The organism is Neorhizobium tunisiense, from assembly GCF_039631515.1.
Classification (GTDB): Bacteria; Pseudomonadota; Alphaproteobacteria; order Rhizobiales; family Rhizobiaceae; genus Neorhizobium.
The window spans coordinates 1,142,481-1,160,890 of the sequence record NZ_JBDIUU010000001.1; the positions used below are offsets into that span (position 1 = coordinate 1,142,481).

Consider the following 18,410-nt stretch of genomic DNA (forward strand, 5'->3'; position numbering starts at 1 on the left):
AGAAGTAACACTCGCTCCTTCCCCGCTTGCCTCGCGGCCAAGCGCCCCCTATCTCTGGCACTCCTCGCCTCACAACCGGAGTGCTTCCTTGGCCACCTCCCGCACATCGCCTTTCGCCAATCTTCCCGCCGCTCCCGTTGCGCCCAAGAAGCCGGTCTCCGATACCCGCCACGGCATTACCCGCACCGACGACTATGCCTGGTTCCGGGCCGACAACTGGCAGGCGATGTTCAAGGATCCGTCGCTCCTCGATCCGGAAATCCGCAAGCATCTGGAGGCCGAGAACGCCTATATGGAAGCGGCGATGGGCGATACCGCCGAGCTGCAGAAGGTACTGTTTGCCGAAATGCGCGGCCGCATCAAGGAGGACGACAGCTCCGTGCCGATGAAGGACGGGCCGTTCGCCTATGGCACGCTTTTCGTGACCGGCGGCGAGCAGCCGCATTATTTCCGCACCCCGCGCGACGGCGGCGAGAAACAGCTCCTGCTCGACGGGGACAAGGAAGCCGTCGGCAAGGACTATTTCCGCCTTTCCGGCATCGACCATGCGACCGACCATTCCCGCGGCATCTGGGGGTACGACGACAAGGGCTCGGAATATTTCACCCTGCGCATCCGCGACCTTGCGACCGGCGAAGACCTTGCCGACGTGATCGAGAATACCGGCGGTGGGGGAGTCTGGGCGCCTGACGGCAAGAGCTTCTTCTACACGCTGCAGGACGAGAACCACCGGCCCTCGAAGGTCTTCCATCACATCGTCGGCCAACCGCAATCGCAAGACCGGCTGGTCTATGAGGAGGAGGATCCGGGCTTTTTCATGGGCGTCGGCGGGTCGCTGCTCGACGACTTCATCTATATCGACATCCACGATCACGAGACCTCGGAATACCGGCTGCTTTCGACCAGGGACCTGACGGCCGAGCCGGCGCTGGTCGCAGAGCGCGAGGAAGGCATCGAATATTCGATGACCGAGGGCGGCGACGTCTTCTACATTCTCACCAATGACGGTGACGCCAAGGACTTCAAGATCATGCAGACGCCGGTCAATGCACCGGGCAAGCAGAACTGGACCGAGGTCGTGCCGCACGAGCCGGGCCGGCTGATCATCAGCCACATGGCGTTCGCCCGATACCTGCTCTGGCTGCAGCGCAAGGACGGGCTGCCGCAGATCATCATCCGCGACCGGGCGACCGGCGAGGAACATGCGATCGCCTTTGCCGAAGAGGCCTATTCGCTCGGCCTGCAGGGTGCTGCCGAATACGACAGCGACGTCATCCGCTTTTCCTACTCCTCGATGACGACGCCGAGCCAGCTCTACGACTACGACATGACCACCCGCGAGCGGGTGCTCCTGAAGACCCAGGAAGTGCCGTCGGGCCACAATCCGGACGACTACATCACCCGCCGGGTGATGGCGCCGGCGCATGACGGCGAGCTCGTGCCGGTCTCGCTGCTCTACCGGAAAGATACGCCGCTCGATGGCTCGGCTCCCTGCCTGCTCTACGGCTACGGCGCCTACGGGATCACCATTCCGGCCGGGTTTTCGACCAACAACCTGTCGCTCGCCGATCGTGGCTTCGTCTATGCCATCGCCCATGTCCGCGGCGGCAAGGACAAAGGGTTTGCCTGGTACGAGACCGGCAAGATGGAATTCAAGGAGAACACGTTCAAGGACTTCATCGCCGCCGCCGACCATCTGGTGACCCAGGGCTTCACCTCCTACGAGAATATCATCGCCGAGGGCGGTTCGGCCGGTGGCATGCTGATGGGCGGCATTGCCAACATGGCGCCGGAAAAGTTCGCCGGCATCATCGCGGCCGTCCCCTTTGTCGACGTGCTCAACACCATGCTCGACGACACGCTGCCGCTGACCCCACCGGAATGGCCGGAATGGGGCAACCCGATCGACAGTCTCGAAGAATACCGTTGGATCGCCGCCTACTCGCCCTACGACAATGTCGAGGCGAAACCCTATCCGCCGATCCTCGCCATTTCCGGCCTGACCGACCCGCGCGTCACCTATTGGGAGCCGACCAAATGGGTCGCCAAGGTCCGCGAATTCTCGACCGGGAGCTCGCCGATCCTCTTGAAGACCAACATGGCGGCCGGCCATGGCGGCAAATCGGGGCGTTTCCAGCGGCTGGAGGAGATTGCGTTTGAGTATGCGTTTGCGATCAAGGTGGCGGGGAAGATGTAGAGGTCTGCCAGGGAGGGCGTGCCGTGTGATACCCCCCTCTGCCCTGCCGGGCATCTCCCCCCTCAAGGGGGGAGATCGGCTGGGAGCCTGCTCACCGCTCTACATTCAACGTCTCATCCTGCGCCCCCGCATGACGCTTGTTTGGAAGTGATGGTCGCGCCGCTTGTGATCTCCCCACCTGTTGGGGAGATGCCCGGCAGGGCAGAGGGGCGGACGCGCGATGCCCTTCAATGCATGTTGGCGACACCAAAACGCTAACGGGTTGCCCTTGGGAGGTGAGAAATGACAGTCTACATTGCCCTGCTTCGTGCGGTGAACGTCACCGGCACCGCGCTACAGATGACCGAGCTCAAGGCGATCTGCGAAGGGCTCGGCTTTACGGACGTCAAAACCTACATCCAGAGCGGCAACGTGCTGTTCCGGTCAGACGAAGCGGAGGCGAAAGTAGCCGAGAAGCTTGACGAAGCGCTGGGCAAGAAATTCGGCAGGAAGCCGGGCGTGATGGTGCGCTCGACTGGAGAGATGGAGGCGATCGTCGAAAACGCGCCCTTCCCCGATGCCAAGCCGAATTTCCTGCTTGTGCACTTCCTGCCCGAGAAGGCCCCCAAAGATGCGCTCGACAAGATGGCTGCGCCGGATGGCGAGGAGGCGGTCGTCGCAGGCCGCGAGATCTATGTCCACTATCCGATCGGTTCGGGAAAGTCGAAACTGAAGCTTGCGGCGCTGAAGCCCGGCACGTCGCGCAATCTCAACACCGTGCGCAAGCTCGCCGAAATGGCCCGGGCGATGGAAGGCTGAACGGCCGATGGCGGGCATCATCATTCCGATCGCCTGTTCTGCCGTGATCATCTATGTCCTGGGAGTGGCGGGCTGGTCCGTATGGCGGCAGCGGAAAGCCAAGAAGGCTAACTGGCCGCCCTACCCCTTGATCAATGCTGGCGAGGAAGAGATGGACCGGCGGCGGGCGGAGGTGCGCGACAGGCTTTCGCACAAGGCGCTCGGGTCTGAACGGATGCGCCTCGTATGGCAAAAGTTGCAGGACGCCACGGTCGGCGAAGGGCTGATCCACGAGTTCCACCGCGACTTTTGCGGCCACGGCCTGATCCGCACGCAAGCCGGCGTCATTCTCTGTGACATCCAGGATGGCTTTCATCCGGGACCGGCCATCGCCACCTGGGAAAGCGAAGAAGAGTTCGTCGCCTTCTTCTCCCGCCAGAGCGACTTTACCCTCAGCGGTTGGGACCCCGCCGAACCGGTCTTCTACACGCAAGACACCTGGTACCGACAGAACCAGCGGCTCACCCAGGCGATATTCGACCGGTTCCTAGGCAGCCGGAACGGATAAGGAACGACCCGAACAGCCGTTCACCGACGTATTTTTGTCAAGCCCCTGTCGTCAAACCGCAACATCGGCCGCAAGCCTCGCGCAAGCTTCGTGCGTTAACCATTTGTTAACCATTTTGAACGCGGGCGTTTCGCCATGAAGATCGATAGCGGCCTCAACGGCTATTATTATCCCAACCGGGCACAAGAGATGGACCGGAAAGTCGAGGAAGCGCCTCAGCGTGAAACTGTGGCATCTCAACGGTCCCCCAATGCCTTGACGGGGAGCAGCACGCTTCTGTCGTCTTCGCTTGCCAATGCGCTCTGGGTCATGGAAATCGACGATGCAGGCTCTGCAAACGTCGATATGCAGGTCCGGTCCGCCCCGCAGGACTGGGTTGAAAACCGTTATCAGGAATTCGCCGAATTCTAAGACATCCGGCTACGCCGTTCTGGCGGGCGTGACTTCCACCGTGACATGCGACAGATCCCGGATGCCCCGGAGCTTATCCTTGTAGAAGGACGGCGCCTGGGGTTTTGGCGTGACCAGCGCGACGATCGCCGCATGGTGCCCCGGACCAACCTGCCAGACATGCAGGTCCGAAATCCTGTCCTCCTCCGTCTCGACGCTCCGGCGGATTTTAGCCGCCAGTCCCTCGTCATCCGATTGCGCGTCCAGCAGGACCGTCGCGGTTACGCGGATTAAACCCCAGGACCAGCGGGCGATCACCAGGCCGCCGACCACGCCCATGACCGGATCCAGCCAGGCCCAGCCATAGGACCGGCCGAGAATGAGCGCGACGATCGCCAGGACCGAGGTTAGCGCGTCGGCGAGAACATGCAGGTAGGCGGCGCGCAGATTGTGATCCTTGGCCGCGGGTTCATGCGCATGGGCGCCGTGATGGCCGTGGTGCCCGTGATGATGGCCGCCGTCATGGGTGTGACTGCCGTGATGGGCATGGCCGCCACCATGAGAATGGTGGTGATCCTCCCGGAGCAGCCAGGCGCTGAGCAGATTGACGGCCAGCCCGACCACGGCCACGAGAATCGCCTGATCGAAATCGATCGCCACCGGATTGGCGAGCCGGACAAAACTCTCCCAGGCGATCAGCAGCGCGATCAGGGCGAGCACGATGGCGCTGGCAAAGCCAGCGAGATCACCGAGCTTGCCGGTGCCGAACGTGTAACGCGGATTGCGGGCCTGGCGGCGGGCATAGAGATAAGCGAGCGCCGCAATCAGCATGGCGCCCGCATGGGTGGACATGTGCCAGCCGTCGGCGGTCAGCGCCATCGAGCCGAAGATCGAGCCGGCGACGATTTCCGCCACCATCATCGTCGCGGTCAGCGCGATCACCAGCCAGACCTTGCGCTCGTTGCGCTCGTGGTCGGCGCCCAGAAACACATGCTCGTGCTTCAGTTCTTCAACGGGATCGGGCATGGTCTTCTCCTTCATTCTCGATCAGCGGATATAGGTACGGAGCGCCTCGGCAAGTTCGTCGACCGCCTGCGCCCTCTGTTTCTCGTCGTCCGCATGCAACACATGCTCGCGCAGATGGTCCTCCATGACTTCACCGGTGAGCCCGGAAAGCGCGCCACGGATCGAGGCGAGCAATTGCAGCACCTCGCCGCAGGGCGCCTCGACTTCGAGCGCCCGCTCGACCGCCTCCATCTGCCCCTTCAGCCGGCGCACCCGCGCCAGAAGCTTTGCCTTTTCCCGAATGGTGTGCGCCACGAGCGTCTCCATGTAATATAGGGGGGTACCCTATATCCATCTAAGCTGACGATCTGACGCAAGTCAAATCCGAAAGCCCCGTGCAGGTTTCGCGACCTAAGCCGCTAGTGGTCTCACATGAGGAGAGTCGCGATGACGACGATCGGCAGCAGCAGCCCTTATTACGCATCTCTTTACAATGTCCTTGGCAAAAGCGGCGGCGACAAGAACGCGTCGGGCGGCGGCGCCAAGGACTATGGGGCGCCGCAGCAGTCCGTGTCGGGCGGCATCACCGGCAGCGATACGGTGTTCGGCGCAAGACTGGCCGATGCCCTCTGGACGATGGAAAGCCAGGGCGTCGAGGTCGACCAGGACGCCGGCGACACCTGGCTTGGCGAGGCGCCCTCGACGAAATACGAAGACGAGTTCATGGAACTCGCCAACAAGACCCTGGCCGAGCGCATCCGCGAACAATATCTCAAGGATCACGACCTCACCGAGGACGATCTCAAGGGGATGTCGGCGGAAGAGCGCGAGGCGGTCGAAGCGGATATCCGCAAGGCGATCCTCGAAGCCATGGGCGTCAACGACCAGAAGCAGGAAACCGCGATGGACATGGGCGGCAACCCGGCGGCCCTGGCACAGGACAACGCGCAGAAACAGCAGCAGCAGAACGGCACCAAGGACGATCCGCTGTTCTCCCTGTAAGGTTATAAGCCTTCGGCGGCGGCGGCCTTGCCAGTCAGGGCCGCAGCCGTTTTACGTTGGGCGACCGGCACCATTGTCGTTGGCAATCGTCGCGGATAGTTCCTCGCTTGCATGCCGTTCGTGCCCCCATTGCGGATGCGACCGCCGCAGCATCTCCATCGCCAGGACCAGCCACATGCCGGCGACCGTGGCGACCAACGCCCAGAACAGCCGGAGGATATCCCGCGAAGCCCCGTCGAGCCTGGCGTGGCAATGGCTGCAGCATCCGTTCATGGCGTCACCTTTCCTTTGCTTCATCCGGCCTTTGTTTCCTTCGACCCGCTTGTCTTCATGCCGGTGACTGACTAGATAATTCCTCTAGTGACTAGAGCTACAAGAGGAATTTTCGGCCATGCTGTCGATCGGCGATCTTTCGAAACGCACCGGCGTCAAGGTGCCGACCATCCGCTATTACGAACAGATGGGCCTGATCGAAGCGGCCGAACGTTCGGAAGGCAACCAGCGGCGGTATGAGCGAAACGACCTCGAACGGCTCGCCTTCATCCGCCATGCCCGCGACCTCGGGCTCGACATCCCGGCAATCCGCGAACTGATCGCGCTCAGCCAGCATCCCGACCTCCCTTGCGCCAATGCCGACCGGATCGCCGCCGATCACCTGACCGCGGTGCGCGAAAAGATCGAGAAGCTGAAGAAGCTGGAACACGAACTCGAACGCATCATCTCACACTGCGACGGCCATTCGATCGAGGATTGTTATGTGATCCGGGCGCTATCGGATCATGGGCTGTGCGAGGGGGAGCATTGACGGACATAACCCAATGGGTTAGTTTCAATTCATGAGAAAACTGCAGACGGTCGCCGAACTGCCAACGTTCACAAGCCAGGCGGCCGCTATTTTCTCTGCGGAAGAAAAGGAAGAAGTGATTTCCTTTCTTGCGGCCAATCCCCTGGCCGGCGACGAAATTCCCGGAACGGGCGGCGTGCGCAAGGTTCGCGTGCCGGCGAAGGGAAAGGGCAAGCGAGGCGGCGCCCGCGTTATCTACTATTGGTACAGCGAGGATACTCCGCTCTATGCGTTGCTCGTCTACGCAAAGAACAAGAAGACAGACCTGACGCCCGATGAGGCCAAGGTCGTTTCCGCGCTCGCCAGGGCGATCAAGGAACATTACCGGACGAGGACGAAATAGGATGGCAAAAAAGTCGAGCTTTGGCGAAGACCTGATCCGGGCGATGACCGGCGCTCTGTCTCATGCGAAGGGCGAAGCCGTCGATGGCGTCGCCCTCCACCATGTCGCGGTCGACATGCCCGATCCGAAACTGATCCGCCAGCAGCTTGAACTTACGCAGGACCAGATGGCACGGGTGCTTGGTATGAGCGTGCATGGTTACCGGAAATGGGAGCAAGGTCATCGCCAGATGAGCGGACCGGCGGCGAACCTGCTGCGCGTGATGGAGAAGGAACCCGAAGCCGTTCTGCGCGCGCTATCGGCCGCATAGGCCGAGCTCGTCACGGTTTCATCATGGGCTTGTTCTAAGAGACGCCCTCTCTTTTCGCCATGAGGGATCTTGCAAATATGACCATGCTCTTCCCCGCCCTCGCCCCATACCAGACCGGCTTCATCGACAGGCCCGGCGGCCATCGGATCTTCTTTGCCCTTTCCGGCAATCCGGCCGGAAAGCCGGTGCTGTTGCTACATGGCGGGCCGGGGTCCGGCATGTCTGACAGCGCCAGGCGGCATTTCGATCCGGCGGTGTGGCGCATCATCCAACTCGATCAGCGTGGCTGCGGGAAAAGCACGCCGAATGCGGGCGATTTCGGCAATGATCTTGCCGACAATACGACACAGCATCTGATCGACGACATAGAGGCTTTGCGGCAGCGACTTGGCGTGGAAGGCTGGCTGGTGTTCGGCTCCTCCTGGGGGGCGACGCTGGCGCTTGCCTACGCGCAAGCCTTTCCCGAGCGTATCCGCGCCATCATCCTTGCCGGCGTCACGACGACGCGCTGGACCGAAATCGACTGGCTCTATAACGGGCTGTCGATCTTCCTGCCGGAAGCCTGGGAGAAGTTCATCGCAGCCATCCCGGAAGCGCTTCGCGACCGCCATCCCGTCGCGGCCTATCATGCGCTGCTCAACCACACCGACCCGGCCGTCCGCCGGAAGGCCGCGTTCGACTGGCATCATTGGGAGGCCGGTTCGATCTCGGCGGAACCGCAGACCGGGCTCTCGGCCCGCTGGCAGGATCCGGCTTTCGTGCTCGCCCGGGCGCGGCTCTGCGTCCACTATTTCGAAAACCGTGCTTGGCTGGAAGATGGCCAGCTTTTGCGCGAGGCCTACAGGCTTGCCGGCATCCCGGGCGTGCTGATCCACGGGCGGCTCGACCTGCAGGGGCCGCCGGCAACAGCCTTCGAGCTGGCAAAAGCCTGGCCGGGGAGCGAGCTGGTGGTGATCGAAAATGCCGGCCATTCAACTGCCAACCAGGGCATGGCGGAAGCGATCATTGCGGCTGCCAACCGTTTCGCAGATCACGCTTGACAAGGTTTGAGATCGGGAGCATCTAAGCGCCATGATCAACACGCGCACGACCACCGCCTGCTCGTATTTTTGGGCCTTCCTTTAAAGGGCGGCTCGACAGATCACCATGTCAACAAGCCGCCGTCAGGCGGCTTTGTTGTTTCAAACGGCACCTGACGGCAAGAAGACCGAACAAGGATGCCGGAAATGACCGAAGATACCGATATCACCCTGCCCCGCCCGCCGGTCGTGACGATCCGCAACGCGAAGTCGCGCGACCTGCCGGAACTCAACGAGATGATCGCGCTGCTCGCCGCGCATCACAACGACCCCGCCGCCATCACCCCAGAAAAGCTCGAGCGTGACCTGTTCGGCGCCATGCCATGGATCAGCGCGCTTGTCGCCGATACCGGTTCGGACCTGATCGGCTACGCCATTCTCGTGCCGCTCTACAGGGCGCAGGAAGGCACGCGCGGCATGGACCTGCACCATCTCTTCGTGCGCGACGGCCATCGGGGCCACGGCATCGGCCAGCATCTGGTGTCGCGCGCCCGCGAGATCGCCAAGAATGCCGGCTGCGACTATCTTTCGGTCAGCGCCGCCACCGGCAATTTCGCCGCCCACCGCTTCTACGAACACATGGATTTCAAGCCGCGCCCGGTCACCGGCATGCGCTATACGCAGGCGCTGGCGTAAAAATCTGCGGCCGAGGCTTATCCGGCGGCCTTGGCCAGGATTTCGAGATAGTCGTCTACCGCGTCGCGGAAGGCGGTCTCAGCTTCGGCGAGAGTATCGGCATGGAAGCCGATGAGATCGGCAATGCCTGCGACATGGCCGACGAAGAGTTTGTCCTCAACATCGAATTCGATGACGGCGGAATGGCCTTTGTATTCCGGGAGTTCCATGGCTTCATCCCAAAAATTGGACTTCATTTCGGAAAACGGCTGAGATGAAGCGGCGAAGGTTAATCTTCGCTTCGTAAAGTTTCATATGCTCTTGCGGACCCATAATATTCCTCCTACCGCGCCGGCACAGCCTTCAAATAAGCCGCAATCGCCTCCAGATCGCTCTTCGGCAGATGCGCGAGGTTCTGCTGCACCTCGACCATGGAGCCGCCGGCGGTGTCGAAGTCCGGGGTGAAGCCGGTTTCGAGGTAACCAGCGATGTCGCTTTCGCTCCAGGAGCCGATATCCTTCGATCCCGGCGTGATGTTGGGGATGGTGCCCTTGCCCTCAGGGTTCGGGCCGCCGGCGAGCCAGCGGTCAGCCAAGAAACCGCCCGTCGTGTCGCGCGGCGTGTGGCATTCGCCGCAATGGCCAGGGCCTTCGACCAGGAACTGGCCGCGCCTGACCTTGTCGTCGGCGGACGCCAGCTGCACCCGCGGCTGGTCGTTGAAATAGAGGAACTTCCAGCCGCCGACCGCCAGCCGGATATTGTAGGGGAACAGCAACTCGTGCGGCGGTGCGACATTGGTGCTCGCCGGCAGGGTCTTCAGGTAACCGAAGAGATCGTTGATATCCCTGGCCGAAAGCCGCGAATAGGAACCGTAGGGGAAAGACGGAAAAAGGTGTTCGCCGTCCCGACCGACGCCACGGGTGGTGGCATTGCCGAACTCGGCCAAAGTCCAGTTGCCGATGCCGGCATTCGGGTCAGGCGAGATGTTGGGGATATGAAAGGTGCCGAACGGGCTTGGCAGCGCCCTGCCCCCGGACAAGACCTTGAGTGCATCGCCGGTCGCACCGGTCGCGGCATGACAGCTCGCGCAGCCGCCGGCCCAGAAAAGCTGCTCACCCTTGGCGAGATCGGGGGCGCCGAGACCCGCCCAATGGGAATCCGGATAGGGCTCGGGCTTGGTCGGCGCCCAGGCCGTGGCAGTGCCGGCGGCGATCACCACGACGCCCGCCACCAGGATTTTGGACCATATCGAGGCCATCGTCTTCCTCCAGCATCACTCTACAATGGGAGGCCGGCCGCAGAAGACCGCGGCCGTCCTTACGTCCCGGAATGGGCCGCGATCACTTCAGGCGAAAGTTCTGATGACAGGTGCTGCAGGTGCCGCCGAGCGTCTGCAGGGCCTTGCCGACAGCGGCCTGGTCTGCCGGCAGGGAAGCCAGAAGCGCCTCCGCATCGGAGCTGAGCTTCTTGGCATCGGCGCGGAATTCAGCGTTCTTTTCCCAGATGGCCGGTGCCGCCTTGGTCTTGTCGCCGGTCTCGGAGCCTGCCGGGAACTGGTCGGGAAAAGCCTTGGTATTGGTGCTGATCGTGGTCAGCGCCGCGCGCACCGCAGCCTGGTCATAGGGCTTTTCGCCCTTGGCGATGCCACCCAGAGCGCCGGCTGCGCCGCCGATGCCCTTCATCAGCGCCTGGCGCTTGGCAATCGGGGTTTCCTGCGCGGTCACGGCCGTAAAACCAAGACAGAGTACGGCTGCGGCCGCGGCAATCAGTTTGAACTTCATCAATCTCTCCTCGTTGAGCCGGTCGTGCCGGCGCAGTTTGCGGCGTCATGATTGCCGGCTTATGCGTTTGAAAAAAGTAACTTTTCTGTCAAGACTCCGCGAGCGCTCCGGCTGTTGCCGGCCGGTCACGGAATGTGAAGGATGTATGTCTGGCGGGACGGCCGCGGCCCGCTCTTCATGCCGAAAGCCCCTCCCAGAGCGTCAACGTGGAGACGGCAAGCAGCAAAAAGCCCGCAATCCGTCCGACCCAGATCGTCGCATTGCCATTGCCGACCAGGAATTTTCGCGCCCGGCCGGCCGCTGCCGCCAGGCCGCCGTAGATCGCCAGCTGGGTCGCGGCCGTCATCACCGCCATGACCGCCGCCTGCGGAGCGAGCGGCCCGAAATCCGGTCGCAGGAACTGCGGATAGACGGCGAGCATGAACAGATAGGCCTTGGGATTGATGAGACAGGTGACGGCACCGCGCCGGAAGGCTTCCCAGTTCGACCGGGTATCCGCCGGTCCGACGTGATCGACGGTGATCGAACTCCTGATCAGGCTCACGCCGATCCAGGCCATGTAGAGCGCGCCGGCGATCAGCAGCGGCCTGAACAGGACCGGCATCAGGCTTGCGAGCAGGCCGACGCCGACCGCGCCATAGAGCGAGTGCACCAGCCCGCCGGCGATGATGCCGGCGGTGGCGGCAAGACCCGCGGCGCGGCCGCGGGTCAGCGAATTGGCGAGCACGAAGATCATGTCCATGCCCGGCACGACGATGATGCCGAACAGGAGCGTGAAGAACAGCCAGAGGTTTTCGGTATAAGTCATGTCAGTTTGTTAAGCCTCGCAATATCCGGCTTCGGATGCCGAAGCCTTGTTTTTCAATCGGATATGCGCTCCTATACGGCAGCTCAACTGACAGCGTATTGTCAGTAGCAATCGTTTTGCGACGAGGAAAACCGGCATGCGCAAGGCCTCGCGCCTGTTCGAGATCATCCAGATTCTGCGGCTTGCCAGGAAGCCGGTGACGGCGGCCGAAATCGCCGTGCAGTTGGAAGTGACGGTGCGCTCGATCTACCGGGATATCGCCGCCCTTCAGGCGATGCGGGTGCCGATCGAGGGTGGGCGCGGCATCGGCTACATCCTGCGCCCCGGTTTCACGCTGCCGCCGCTGATGCTGTCGATCGAGGAGACGGAGGCGATCGTGCTGGCGCTCGCGCTGCTGGAGCGGACCGGCGACATGGAGCTTCGGCAGGCCGCAAAGCAGGTCAACCGCAAGATCGCCGCCGTGGTGCCGGCGCCGCTGGCCGGCACCTTTTCCGCCAATGCGCTGCATGCCTGGGGATCGGTGGCGCCGGTGCCCGACGCGCTCGACCTTGCGATGGTGCGCCGGGCGATCCGCGACGAGCAGAAGCTTTCGCTCGACTACCGCGACGAATATGCCCGCGCCACGGAACGGACGATCCGGCCGGTGGCGCTGATCTATTATTCGCAGACGGCCAATATCGTCGCCTGGTGCGAGCTTCGCCAGGCGATCCGCAATTTTCGCGCCGACCGGGTCGAGCATTGCGAGCTCGTCGACGGTTTCTTCCGCGGCGAAGGCGAGACGCTGCGGTCGCTCTGGGTTCAGGGCTGGACGGACACGACCGCTGGCGGGACGGCAGGCTAGGTCGTGAGCTTGGTACCACGCAGCCAGATGCGGCAAGAAGTGGCTACAGCAAGAACCCGGTCACCCATTCTGCGCTGTAGAACCCTGCGGTAAGAATGATAGAGATGGCAACCAGTCCGGTCCAAATACCCCGCATTGCGAACGGCGACAAAATAGCCAGTGCGAGGATTGCCACCATGACCAATTCTGACCTGAGGTAGATTTCCTTGTTGGCATAGAACCAGGAGCCGCCCTCCATTCCCCAAGGGTAGCACCGCTGTGTAGCCGGCGTTGACCAGCATGAAGTCGCCTTCGAGGCTTCGAAATAGTCAAAGACAAGCGACAGGAAGATAGCACAAAGTAGTGCTTGCACTGCCATTTCGATGAAGCTGGGTTTGCGGATCACCATGAGCATTACCTTATGTCACCGCAGGTCACCCTTCAACCCATACTGGTCACACCGCCGCTTATGAGTTCAAGCCCTAAAGCGCAAGCGTGCGGCTTTCCTCGCGGCCGTAGCCGATGATCTCGATACGGTCGGCAAAGATCTCCACTACCGCAAGCGCGTTTTCCGCCTCGGTATCGACCATGCCCTTGAAGTTGACGTACCAGGTGTTTCCGGCGCGGCCGAGATTGCCCAGGTGGTTATGGCCGTTCAGGTAGGCGATGACATTGCCGGAGCTGGCGAAAAGTTCGGTCAGCCGCTCATAGCCCCAGAGATTGTGATCGTTTTCGGGGTAAAGCGGATAATGGCCCAGTACAACGACCTTTTCGTTTGCGGCGCGGGCGCGCTCCAGCACCGCTTCCAGCCAGGCGAACTGCTCGTCGCCGATGCCGCCGTTCCATTCCTTGGCGTTGATCGCGCCTTCGGCCAGCAATGTTTCCAGCCGCTGCTGCGCCCGCGTGTGGCGCGGATGGCCTTCCGGGGTCGAAAACAGGCTGATCTCGTTGCCGTCGATCACCACGAAACGGAAACCGCCGCGGGAAAAATCATGCCAGGCGGCCGGCATGCCGAGCCGTTTGTGGACACCGTCAAGATGCTTGGGCGCGACGAAGAAATCGTGATTGCCCGGCATGAGAAAACTCTCGTGGCGCAGGCCCTGATAGACGGTGAGCACCGGATCGTAGCTCTCCCAGCCCCGGTCGATGAGATCGCCGAGCGTCACCACGAAAGAGAGATCCTCACCGTTCAGCACGCCGATCGCCTGGCTGAGTTTGTCGAGGCTGTTGGCGTAATAGCGGTCCATCTCCAGCCATGGCGGCAGGTCGGCATATTGCGGATCGGCGATCACGCCGAAGCGGAGGAGCGGTTTTTCGTGGGGCATTTCGCGGAGTTAGTCGGTGGCTGTGACAGGCGTGTGACATGGCCGGAACGGCGGCAGCCGACCGGCATTTGAAACATCAGAGCAACAATTCGTCGGGTGACTTTACCGCCACCCCGAAAGGGAGGAAGTGCTTGAGGTTATGGGTGATGATCGTCAGCCCGCGAAGGCTCGCGGTTCCGGCGATCATGGCCTCCGCCATGCCGGGACTATGACCGGCGGACATGGCCCGGGCTTCCAACCTGCCGGATTCCAGCGCCGTCTCGGCATCGATCGGCAGGATGCGGTCACCATATCCTGCAATCAGCCCCTGCAGAAAAAGCTCGATGAGTGTCGCCTTCGAGGTCGCGCCCCTGCCTTCCAACAATCGAATGCCCTTTTCGATCTCATGGATGGTCACTGCGGACAGGTAGATCGTCTCAAGCTTTTCCTGCTCCTCGACCCAACCGGCAAAAGCCGAAGAGGTGCCGGCCTTGGAGGGTGAAAACATCGAAACGGCATTGGTATCGAGAAGAAACCCCGTCACAGGTCGGCCTCACGGCTCGGTGCGGGATTTCTGGCGAAAACGTCGTCATCGATGTCGATATCAGCCGGAAAACTCCTGAGATACCGGACAAAGCTGGGACGCTCCTTCCGCAGCGCCTTCCTTGCCACCTCCGCGGCCTCGACGCTGACGATCACGGCTGCCGGCTTGCCGTGCCGGGTAATCGTCACGAATTCGCCCGCGGCAGCCTGGTCGACGATACTGGAAAAGCCCGCCTTGGCATTTTTCAAACTGATTTCCGCCAACTCAGCCTCCAAAATGGTCACTTGTGACTATTTTGGATCATCGTACAGGAAAATCAAGTGGGCCTGAACCAGGCCCCCATTCAAGCAATCACCGTTCCCTGGTGAAAGACGATCTTCCAGCCGGTCGCAGTGTTCCTCCAGAACGTGGAGCGCCGGCTGAGGCGGTCGCGCTCCTCCAGGATATACGACAGATGGTAGAGATTGTCGGCGAGGCGGCTGATGGTGAAATCCCGGCAGGGCCAGCCATGCGGTTCCGGCTGGCGGTATCGCTCCAGAAGATTGGCGATGACAACATCCCGGCCATAGACCCGGCCGCTCGCGCCGATCTCCCAGAACGTCTCTTCGGTCATCGCCTCCAGCGCCTCGCGGCTGGTGCCGAATTCGCGGCGATGGAAGATCGGCTCGCGGGCGGCGAGCTCTGCCATGACAATCTCAATCGGTTGCTCATCCATAACCTGCTTCCCCCTGCCTTCCGTCCCGACGACGGAGTTCAAAAACGAAAAACACCCGGCGCCTTGCGACACCGGGTGTTCTCGAAAAGACCGACGATCAAGCCGTTCGATTACTTCGTGGCGGCTTCGTAGCGCTCGAGGACGTAGTCCCAGTTGATCAGGCTGTCGACGAAGGCTTCGAGGTATTTCGGGCGGGCATTGCGGTAATCGATGTAATAGGAATGCTCCCAGACATCGACGCCGAGGATCGGGTCGGCACCGTGAACCAGCGGGTTTTCGCCGTTCGGGGTCTTGGAGATGGCGAGCTTGCCGTCCTTGACGGAGAGCCAGGCCCAGCCGGAACCGAACTGGGTCGTGCCGGCGGCGATGAAATCGGCCTTGAACTTGTCGTAGCCGCCGAGGTCGGACGTGATTGCTGCTTCGAGCTTGCCCGGCAGCTTGTTGCCGCCGCCGCCCTTCTTCATCCACTTCCAGAAATGGACGTGGTTGTAGTGCTGGGCGGCGTTGTTGAAGAGGCCCTGATTGGTGCCGAAGGATTTCTTGACGACGTCCTCCACGGACAGATCGGCCAGGCCGGCTTCGGCAGCGAGCTTGTTGCCGTTGTCGACATAAGCCTTGTGGTGCTTGTCGTGGTGGAATTCGAGCGTCTCTTTCGACATGAAGGGCGAAAGGGCTTCGTAGTCGTAGGGGAGTTCGGGAAGTTCGAAAGCCATTGGTCTACTCCTTGTTCGGCACACACCGTAGGTAAAGCGTCGTGCGGGAACATAGGAGCGCGGGGGCCAAGAGGCAACGGTAACTTTGCCAAAAATCAAGCCAATCGCGTCAAGAACTTGTTGAAATTTCAAGATACAAGAAATGGGCCAGATCACCGATTCGGAGCCCGTTCGATGAAGATCACCTCTGCTCTTGTCGCAGCCCTCATTGCATCCAGCGTCACCGTCGCGCACGCCTCCTCCGACGACGCCTGGTCCAGTTTCCAGGCCGAAGTCGCCAAGGCTTGCGTCACCGCCGCCAAGGGGCTGATCGAGAACGGCAAGGCGCTGGTCGACCCGTTCGGCAGCCAGAGCTACGGGCTCGCCGTCGTCTCCGGCAAGGCGGTCGGTGTCAAGGTGACGATCAGCACCATCTGCGCCTTCGACAAGAAGACCCGCAAGGCCGAAATCGGCGGCGAGATTTCCGCCGACAAGCTGATGGTGAAGACGGGGAAATAGACGTCGCCGCCAGCGCGGGTCCGTGACCACGGCAGCGAAACTGCCATGTCCCCCAGCAGCGATATTTGATGCCTCGTCTCCGCCGGCGCTCTTCGGGTGACGCGGGAACCTTTGGTCCCGGCGGAGAATTTAAAGCAGATGCCCGTGGCCAAGAGGAGGCTTGATGTCCTTCGATTTCCTGACCCCCGAATTCCTGATCTTCGTCGCCATAGGCTTCTTCGCACAGATCGTCGACGGGGCGCTCGGCATGGCTTTCGGGGTGCTGACGACGACCAGCCTGCTTGCCATCGGTGTTGCGCCTGCCGCGGCGAGCGCCATGACCCACGTGACCGAGTGTTTCACCACCGCAGCCTCGGGACTGTCGCATCACTACAACCGCAATGTCGATTGGCGGCTGGTGGTCAGGTTGGCGCCAGCCGGCATGGTCGGCGGAGCGGTCGGCGCCTATGTCCTGTCGAATATCGACGGCAAGGCGATCGAGCCCTTCGTCTCGGTCTACCTGATCGCCATCGGCCTCTTCATCCTCTACAAGGCCTTCCGCCCGAAATGGCCGCGCGATGTGCGCGACTGGATCGTGCCCTTTGTGGGCGGCGGGGGCGGGTTGCTGGATGCGATGGGCGGCGGCGGATGGGGGCCGATCGTCACCAGTTCGCTGCTCGGCCGCGGCCACGACGCCAAAAAGGTGATCGGCTCCACCAACCTGACCGAATTCGCCGTCACCACGGTGATTTCCGCCACCTTCATCGTCACGCTCGGCTGGTCGGAACTTTCCTCCGCCCTCGGCCTGATCCTCGGCGGTGTCCTGGCGGCGCCGATCGGTGCCTTCATCGTCCGGCACCTGCCGGTCAAACCCCTGATGATCGTCGTCTCGATGATCATCATCGGCACGGCTGCGGTCCGGCTTGTGTGAAGGAGGCATAGGACGGGCCAGACTGGCGGCCGCACGCAGAATATGGCAGACTTGCCTGATGAAGGACGACGCCGAAATCTCCGAGGACCTCAGCCGCCGTGTGGATCAGCTCGCGGCCCGCTCCAGGCTGACGCGCGGGCAGATCATCGAAGACGCGCGGGCTCACGGTCGATCGCTCGCCTGGCAGGAAAAGTGGATCGCCGGCGTCGAGGCCGGACTTGCCGACGCCGACAACGGTGATTTCGCGACGGAGGCGGAAATCGCTGCCGTGTTGACCAAATACGGGCCAGCCTGAGCCTTCCGTGCGGATCGTTTTCACGCGGCGATATCTGCGAGAATTGGCAAGCATCGGAGATTATATCGGCGAGCGTAACCCGCGTGCGGCAGCCCGCGTTATGCACGAGATTCACTCGAAGACTGCTCGGCTGCTATCGGACAATCCCTTTATCGGGCGCCACGGTGAAATCGGTGGCACGCGCGAGCTGGTGATCGTCAGCACGCCTTACGTCGTCGCCTATCGCGTGACGGAAAATCAGGAGTGTGAGAGCGAAATAGCGCGCCTTGCCCGATTGTGATAGGCTTGCCCGCGAACAGGAACCGACCTATGCGCCCGAACCGATCGATTACCATCTCCCTGCCGGACGACATGGCCGAGTTCGTCCAGAAGAAGGTCGCGTCCGGCGAATTTGCCGACGAGAGTGAGGTGGTCGCCGAAGGATTGCGGTATCTGGCGGACCATGATGCGGGAATAGAGAGCTGGCTGCGAGACGAGGTCGTGCCGACCATCACGGCGCATGATCCTTCCAAGGCAATTCCGATCAGCGAAGTCCGTCGGCGCATCAATGCGCATATGGATGCGCGCGACAAAGACACCCGCCTCCCCGAATGAGATATCGGGTCGTTTTCGATCCGGCAGCGGATGCCGACCTGACCGAACTCTATGATTATATTGCTCCGAAAGCCGGCCGCGCCATTGCACGGCGGTATATCAACCAACTCGTCGGCCACTGCGCGGCCTTGAAACCTTCCCCACCCGCGGCACGAGACATGACGAGCTCGGCTCCGGTATCCGTATTGTCGGCTTCAAGCGGAAAGCCAGCATCGTCTTTCGCATCGATGCAGACGTCGTGACGATCATGCGCATTCTACATCGGGGCAAAAGCCTCGGCGGCGCGGACGATATCGAG

Annotated in this window: 30 protein-coding genes; 17 read left to right on the forward strand and 13 right to left on the reverse strand. The window is 61.9% G+C overall.

The window, feature by feature from the left end; all coding sequences use genetic code 11:
• Nucleotides 1–88: 88 nt before the first annotated feature.
• From ABCW43_RS06050 to ABCW43_RS06065, 4 genes are all read left to right on the forward strand, one after another.
• Nucleotides 89–2,197 (forward strand): S9 family peptidase, encoded by a 2,109-nt coding sequence (locus ABCW43_RS06050; protein ID WP_345922545.1) that lies wholly within the window; start codon nt 89–91, stop codon nt 2,195–2,197.
• A gap of 282 nt (nt 2,198–2,479) precedes the next feature.
• A complete protein-coding gene (locus ABCW43_RS06055; RefSeq protein ID WP_345922546.1) occupies nt 2,480–2,995 on the forward strand; it encodes a DUF1697 domain-containing protein in 516 nt (171 codons plus the stop codon).
• Between the two features lie 7 nt (nt 2,996–3,002).
• The gene (locus ABCW43_RS06060) at nt 3,003–3,542 is read left to right on the forward strand and encodes a hypothetical protein (RefSeq protein ID WP_345922547.1); all 540 of its coding nucleotides are present in this window, start codon (nt 3,003–3,005) and stop codon (nt 3,540–3,542) included.
• 135 nt (nt 3,543–3,677) lie between these two features.
• Nucleotides 3,678–3,953, forward strand: a complete 276-nt coding sequence (locus ABCW43_RS06065) for a hypothetical protein (protein WP_210011081.1) — start codon at nt 3,678–3,680, stop codon at nt 3,951–3,953.
• A gap of 9 nt (nt 3,954–3,962) precedes the next feature.
• Here ABCW43_RS06065 and dmeF read toward each other — a convergent pair whose 3' ends face one another.
• Entirely contained in the window at nt 3,963–4,958 is a 996-nt protein-coding gene (gene dmeF / locus ABCW43_RS06070) for a CDF family Co(II)/Ni(II) efflux transporter DmeF (protein ID WP_345922548.1), read from the reverse strand.
• 21 nt (nt 4,959–4,979) lie between these two features.
• On the reverse strand, nt 4,980–5,264 hold the full coding sequence (gene dmeR / locus ABCW43_RS06075) for a Ni(II)/Co(II)-sensing transcriptional repressor DmeR (protein ID WP_445738898.1): 285 nt from the start codon (nt 5,262–5,264) through the stop codon (nt 4,980–4,982).
• A 120-nt stretch (nt 5,265–5,384) separates the two neighbouring features.
• Here dmeR and ABCW43_RS06080 point away from each other — a divergent pair, with 120 nt between their 5' ends.
• The gene (locus ABCW43_RS06080) at nt 5,385–5,939 is read left to right on the forward strand and encodes a hypothetical protein (protein ID WP_345922550.1); all 555 of its coding nucleotides are present in this window, start codon (nt 5,385–5,387) and stop codon (nt 5,937–5,939) included.
• 51 nt (nt 5,940–5,990) lie between these two features.
• Here ABCW43_RS06080 and ABCW43_RS06085 read toward each other — a convergent pair whose 3' ends face one another.
• Nucleotides 5,991–6,236, reverse strand: coding sequence for a hypothetical protein (locus ABCW43_RS06085; RefSeq protein WP_345922551.1), 246 nt, complete (start codon nt 6,234–6,236; stop codon nt 5,991–5,993).
• 94 nt (nt 6,237–6,330) lie between these two features.
• Here ABCW43_RS06085 and ABCW43_RS06090 point away from each other — a divergent pair, with 94 nt between their 5' ends.
• The 5 genes from ABCW43_RS06090 to ABCW43_RS06110 all read left to right on the forward strand — a co-directional run bounded on the left by ABCW43_RS06090 (nt 6,331) and on the right by ABCW43_RS06110 (nt 9,151).
• On the forward strand, nt 6,331–6,744 hold the full coding sequence (locus tag ABCW43_RS06090; RefSeq protein WP_007752925.1) for a MerR family transcriptional regulator: 414 nt from the start codon (nt 6,331–6,333) through the stop codon (nt 6,742–6,744).
• A gap of 31 nt (nt 6,745–6,775) precedes the next feature.
• Complete coding sequence (locus ABCW43_RS06095; RefSeq protein WP_345922552.1) at nt 6,776–7,126, forward strand: type II toxin-antitoxin system RelE/ParE family toxin; 351 nt, start codon at nt 6,776–6,778, stop codon at nt 7,124–7,126.
• A 1-nt stretch (nt 7,127) separates the two neighbouring features.
• Nucleotides 7,128–7,436, forward strand: a complete 309-nt coding sequence (locus tag ABCW43_RS06100) for a helix-turn-helix domain-containing protein (RefSeq protein ID WP_345922553.1) — start codon at nt 7,128–7,130, stop codon at nt 7,434–7,436.
• Between the two features lie 77 nt (nt 7,437–7,513).
• Entirely contained in the window at nt 7,514–8,476 is a 963-nt protein-coding gene (pip, locus tag ABCW43_RS06105; protein ID WP_345922554.1) for a prolyl aminopeptidase, read from the forward strand.
• 186 nt (nt 8,477–8,662) lie between these two features.
• Nucleotides 8,663–9,151: a GNAT family N-acetyltransferase gene (locus ABCW43_RS06110; protein WP_445738899.1), complete on the forward strand. Its 489-nt coding sequence runs from the start codon at nt 8,663–8,665 to the stop codon at nt 9,149–9,151.
• A gap of 17 nt (nt 9,152–9,168) precedes the next feature.
• Here ABCW43_RS06110 and ABCW43_RS06115 read toward each other — a convergent pair whose 3' ends face one another.
• From ABCW43_RS06115 to ABCW43_RS06130, 4 genes are all read right to left on the reverse strand, one after another.
• Nucleotides 9,169–9,360 carry a type II toxin-antitoxin system HicB family antitoxin gene (locus tag ABCW43_RS06115; protein WP_345922556.1) on the reverse strand — a complete coding sequence of 64 codons (192 nt, stop codon included), beginning with the start codon at nt 9,358–9,360 and terminating at the stop codon, nt 9,169–9,171.
• A gap of 113 nt (nt 9,361–9,473) precedes the next feature.
• Entirely contained in the window at nt 9,474–10,388 is a 915-nt protein-coding gene (locus ABCW43_RS06120) for a c-type cytochrome (RefSeq protein WP_345922557.1), read from the reverse strand.
• 82 nt (nt 10,389–10,470) lie between these two features.
• Nucleotides 10,471–10,911: a c-type cytochrome gene (locus ABCW43_RS06125; RefSeq protein ID WP_345922558.1), complete on the reverse strand. Its 441-nt coding sequence runs from the start codon at nt 10,909–10,911 to the stop codon at nt 10,471–10,473.
• 175 nt (nt 10,912–11,086) lie between these two features.
• Nucleotides 11,087–11,719, reverse strand: coding sequence for a LysE family translocator (locus tag ABCW43_RS06130; protein ID WP_345922559.1), 633 nt, complete (start codon nt 11,717–11,719; stop codon nt 11,087–11,089).
• A 136-nt stretch (nt 11,720–11,855) separates the two neighbouring features.
• On the opposite strand from ABCW43_RS06130, the gene ABCW43_RS06135 reads away from it, so the two are divergent.
• Nucleotides 11,856–12,560: a helix-turn-helix transcriptional regulator gene (locus ABCW43_RS06135; protein WP_345922560.1), complete on the forward strand. Its 705-nt coding sequence runs from the start codon at nt 11,856–11,858 to the stop codon at nt 12,558–12,560.
• A 43-nt stretch (nt 12,561–12,603) separates the two neighbouring features.
• Here ABCW43_RS06135 and ABCW43_RS06140 read toward each other — a convergent pair whose 3' ends face one another.
• The 6 genes from ABCW43_RS06140 to ABCW43_RS06165 all read right to left on the reverse strand — a co-directional run bounded on the left by ABCW43_RS06140 (nt 12,604) and on the right by ABCW43_RS06165 (nt 15,815).
• Nucleotides 12,604–12,948: a hypothetical protein gene (locus ABCW43_RS06140; protein WP_345922561.1), complete on the reverse strand. Its 345-nt coding sequence runs from the start codon at nt 12,946–12,948 to the stop codon at nt 12,604–12,606.
• Between the two features lie 73 nt (nt 12,949–13,021).
• Nucleotides 13,022–13,864: a metallophosphoesterase gene (locus tag ABCW43_RS06145; RefSeq protein ID WP_345922562.1), complete on the reverse strand. Its 843-nt coding sequence runs from the start codon at nt 13,862–13,864 to the stop codon at nt 13,022–13,024.
• Nucleotides 13,865–13,940: 76 nt separating this feature from the next.
• Nucleotides 13,941–14,387, reverse strand: coding sequence for a type II toxin-antitoxin system VapC family toxin (locus ABCW43_RS06150; RefSeq protein ID WP_345922563.1), 447 nt, complete (start codon nt 14,385–14,387; stop codon nt 13,941–13,943).
• Nucleotides 14,384–14,650, reverse strand: coding sequence for a type II toxin-antitoxin system Phd/YefM family antitoxin (locus ABCW43_RS06155; protein WP_345922564.1), 267 nt, complete (start codon nt 14,648–14,650; stop codon nt 14,384–14,386). The genes ABCW43_RS06150 and ABCW43_RS06155 overlap by 4 nt, the downstream gene beginning before the upstream one ends.
• An 80-nt stretch (nt 14,651–14,730) precedes the next feature.
• Nucleotides 14,731–15,075 carry a nuclear transport factor 2 family protein gene (locus ABCW43_RS06160; protein WP_345922565.1) on the reverse strand — a complete coding sequence of 115 codons (345 nt, stop codon included), beginning with the start codon at nt 15,073–15,075 and terminating at the stop codon, nt 14,731–14,733.
• 137 nt (nt 15,076–15,212) lie between these two features.
• A complete protein-coding gene (locus ABCW43_RS06165; protein ID WP_345922566.1) occupies nt 15,213–15,815 on the reverse strand; it encodes a superoxide dismutase in 603 nt (200 codons plus the stop codon).
• Between the two features lie 174 nt (nt 15,816–15,989).
• Between ABCW43_RS06165 and ABCW43_RS06170 the strand changes: the two genes are divergently transcribed.
• From ABCW43_RS06170 to ABCW43_RS28805, 6 genes are all read left to right on the forward strand, one after another.
• Nucleotides 15,990–16,313, forward strand: a complete 324-nt coding sequence (locus ABCW43_RS06170; RefSeq protein WP_345922567.1) for a hypothetical protein — start codon at nt 15,990–15,992, stop codon at nt 16,311–16,313.
• Between the two features lie 163 nt (nt 16,314–16,476).
• A complete protein-coding gene (locus ABCW43_RS06175; RefSeq protein ID WP_345922568.1) occupies nt 16,477–17,223 on the forward strand; it encodes a sulfite exporter TauE/SafE family protein in 747 nt (248 codons plus the stop codon).
• A 58-nt stretch (nt 17,224–17,281) separates the two neighbouring features.
• Nucleotides 17,282–17,518 (forward strand): CopG family ribbon-helix-helix protein, encoded by a 237-nt coding sequence (locus ABCW43_RS06180; RefSeq protein ID WP_345922569.1) that lies wholly within the window; start codon nt 17,282–17,284, stop codon nt 17,516–17,518.
• Nucleotides 17,519–17,525: 7 nt separating this feature from the next.
• Nucleotides 17,526–17,798 carry a type II toxin-antitoxin system RelE/ParE family toxin gene (locus ABCW43_RS06185; RefSeq protein WP_345922570.1) on the forward strand — a complete coding sequence of 91 codons (273 nt, stop codon included), beginning with the start codon at nt 17,526–17,528 and terminating at the stop codon, nt 17,796–17,798.
• Nucleotides 17,799–17,827: 29 nt separating this feature from the next.
• Nucleotides 17,828–18,112 (forward strand): ribbon-helix-helix domain-containing protein, encoded by a 285-nt coding sequence (locus tag ABCW43_RS06190; RefSeq protein WP_345922571.1) that lies wholly within the window; start codon nt 17,828–17,830, stop codon nt 18,110–18,112.
• A complete protein-coding gene (locus ABCW43_RS28805; RefSeq protein WP_445738900.1) occupies nt 18,109–18,354 on the forward strand; it encodes a type II toxin-antitoxin system RelE/ParE family toxin in 246 nt (81 codons plus the stop codon). The genes ABCW43_RS06190 and ABCW43_RS28805 overlap by 4 nt, the downstream gene beginning before the upstream one ends.
• The last annotated feature ends 56 nt before the right edge of the window (nt 18,355–18,410 follow it).

Coding starts and splice junctions, on each gene's coding strand:
- dmeR (WP_445738898.1), bottom strand. CDS start 5,264: ATGGAGACGCTCGTGGCGCACACCATTCGGGAAAAGGCAAAGCTTCTG.
- ABCW43_RS06160 (WP_345922565.1), bottom strand. CDS start 15,075: ATGGCAGAGCTCGCCGCCCGCGAGCCGATCTTCCATCGCCGCGAATTC.
- ABCW43_RS06140 (WP_345922561.1), bottom strand. CDS start 12,948: ATGGTGATCCGCAAACCCAGCTTCATCGAAATGGCAGTGCAAGCACTA.
- ABCW43_RS06065 (WP_210011081.1), top strand. CDS start 3,678: ATGAAGATCGATAGCGGCCTCAACGGCTATTATTATCCCAACCGGGCA.
- ABCW43_RS06090 (WP_007752925.1), top strand. CDS start 6,331: ATGCTGTCGATCGGCGATCTTTCGAAACGCACCGGCGTCAAGGTGCCG.
- pip (WP_345922554.1), top strand. CDS start 7,514: ATGACCATGCTCTTCCCCGCCCTCGCCCCATACCAGACCGGCTTCATC.
- ABCW43_RS06055 (WP_345922546.1), top strand. CDS start 2,480: ATGACAGTCTACATTGCCCTGCTTCGTGCGGTGAACGTCACCGGCACC.
- ABCW43_RS06110 (WP_445738899.1), top strand. CDS start 8,663: ATGACCGAAGATACCGATATCACCCTGCCCCGCCCGCCGGTCGTGACG.
- ABCW43_RS28805 (WP_445738900.1), top strand. CDS start 18,109: ATGAGATATCGGGTCGTTTTCGATCCGGCAGCGGATGCCGACCTGACC.
- ABCW43_RS06175 (WP_345922568.1), top strand. CDS start 16,477: ATGTCCTTCGATTTCCTGACCCCCGAATTCCTGATCTTCGTCGCCATA.
- ABCW43_RS06130 (WP_345922559.1), bottom strand. CDS start 11,719: ATGACTTATACCGAAAACCTCTGGCTGTTCTTCACGCTCCTGTTCGGC.
- ABCW43_RS06145 (WP_345922562.1), bottom strand. CDS start 13,864: ATGCCCCACGAAAAACCGCTCCTCCGCTTCGGCGTGATCGCCGATCCG.
- dmeF (WP_345922548.1), bottom strand. CDS start 4,958: ATGCCCGATCCCGTTGAAGAACTGAAGCACGAGCATGTGTTTCTGGGC.
- ABCW43_RS06190 (WP_345922571.1), top strand. CDS start 17,828: ATGCGCCCGAACCGATCGATTACCATCTCCCTGCCGGACGACATGGCC.
- ABCW43_RS06165 (WP_345922566.1), bottom strand. CDS start 15,815: ATGGCTTTCGAACTTCCCGAACTCCCCTACGACTACGAAGCCCTTTCG.
- ABCW43_RS06060 (WP_345922547.1), top strand. CDS start 3,003: ATGGCGGGCATCATCATTCCGATCGCCTGTTCTGCCGTGATCATCTAT.
- ABCW43_RS06170 (WP_345922567.1), top strand. CDS start 15,990: ATGAAGATCACCTCTGCTCTTGTCGCAGCCCTCATTGCATCCAGCGTC.
- ABCW43_RS06120 (WP_345922557.1), bottom strand. CDS start 10,388: ATGGCCTCGATATGGTCCAAAATCCTGGTGGCGGGCGTCGTGGTGATC.
- ABCW43_RS06085 (WP_345922551.1), bottom strand. CDS start 6,236: ATGAAGCAAAGGAAAGGTGACGCCATGAACGGATGCTGCAGCCATTGC.
- ABCW43_RS06180 (WP_345922569.1), top strand. CDS start 17,282: ATGAAGGACGACGCCGAAATCTCCGAGGACCTCAGCCGCCGTGTGGAT.
- ABCW43_RS06080 (WP_345922550.1), top strand. CDS start 5,385: ATGACGACGATCGGCAGCAGCAGCCCTTATTACGCATCTCTTTACAAT.
- ABCW43_RS06095 (WP_345922552.1), top strand. CDS start 6,776: ATGAGAAAACTGCAGACGGTCGCCGAACTGCCAACGTTCACAAGCCAG.
- ABCW43_RS06125 (WP_345922558.1), bottom strand. CDS start 10,911: ATGAAGTTCAAACTGATTGCCGCGGCCGCAGCCGTACTCTGTCTTGGT.
- ABCW43_RS06100 (WP_345922553.1), top strand. CDS start 7,128: ATGGCAAAAAAGTCGAGCTTTGGCGAAGACCTGATCCGGGCGATGACC.
- ABCW43_RS06135 (WP_345922560.1), top strand. CDS start 11,856: ATGCGCAAGGCCTCGCGCCTGTTCGAGATCATCCAGATTCTGCGGCTT.
- ABCW43_RS06115 (WP_345922556.1), bottom strand. CDS start 9,360: ATGGAACTCCCGGAATACAAAGGCCATTCCGCCGTCATCGAATTCGAT.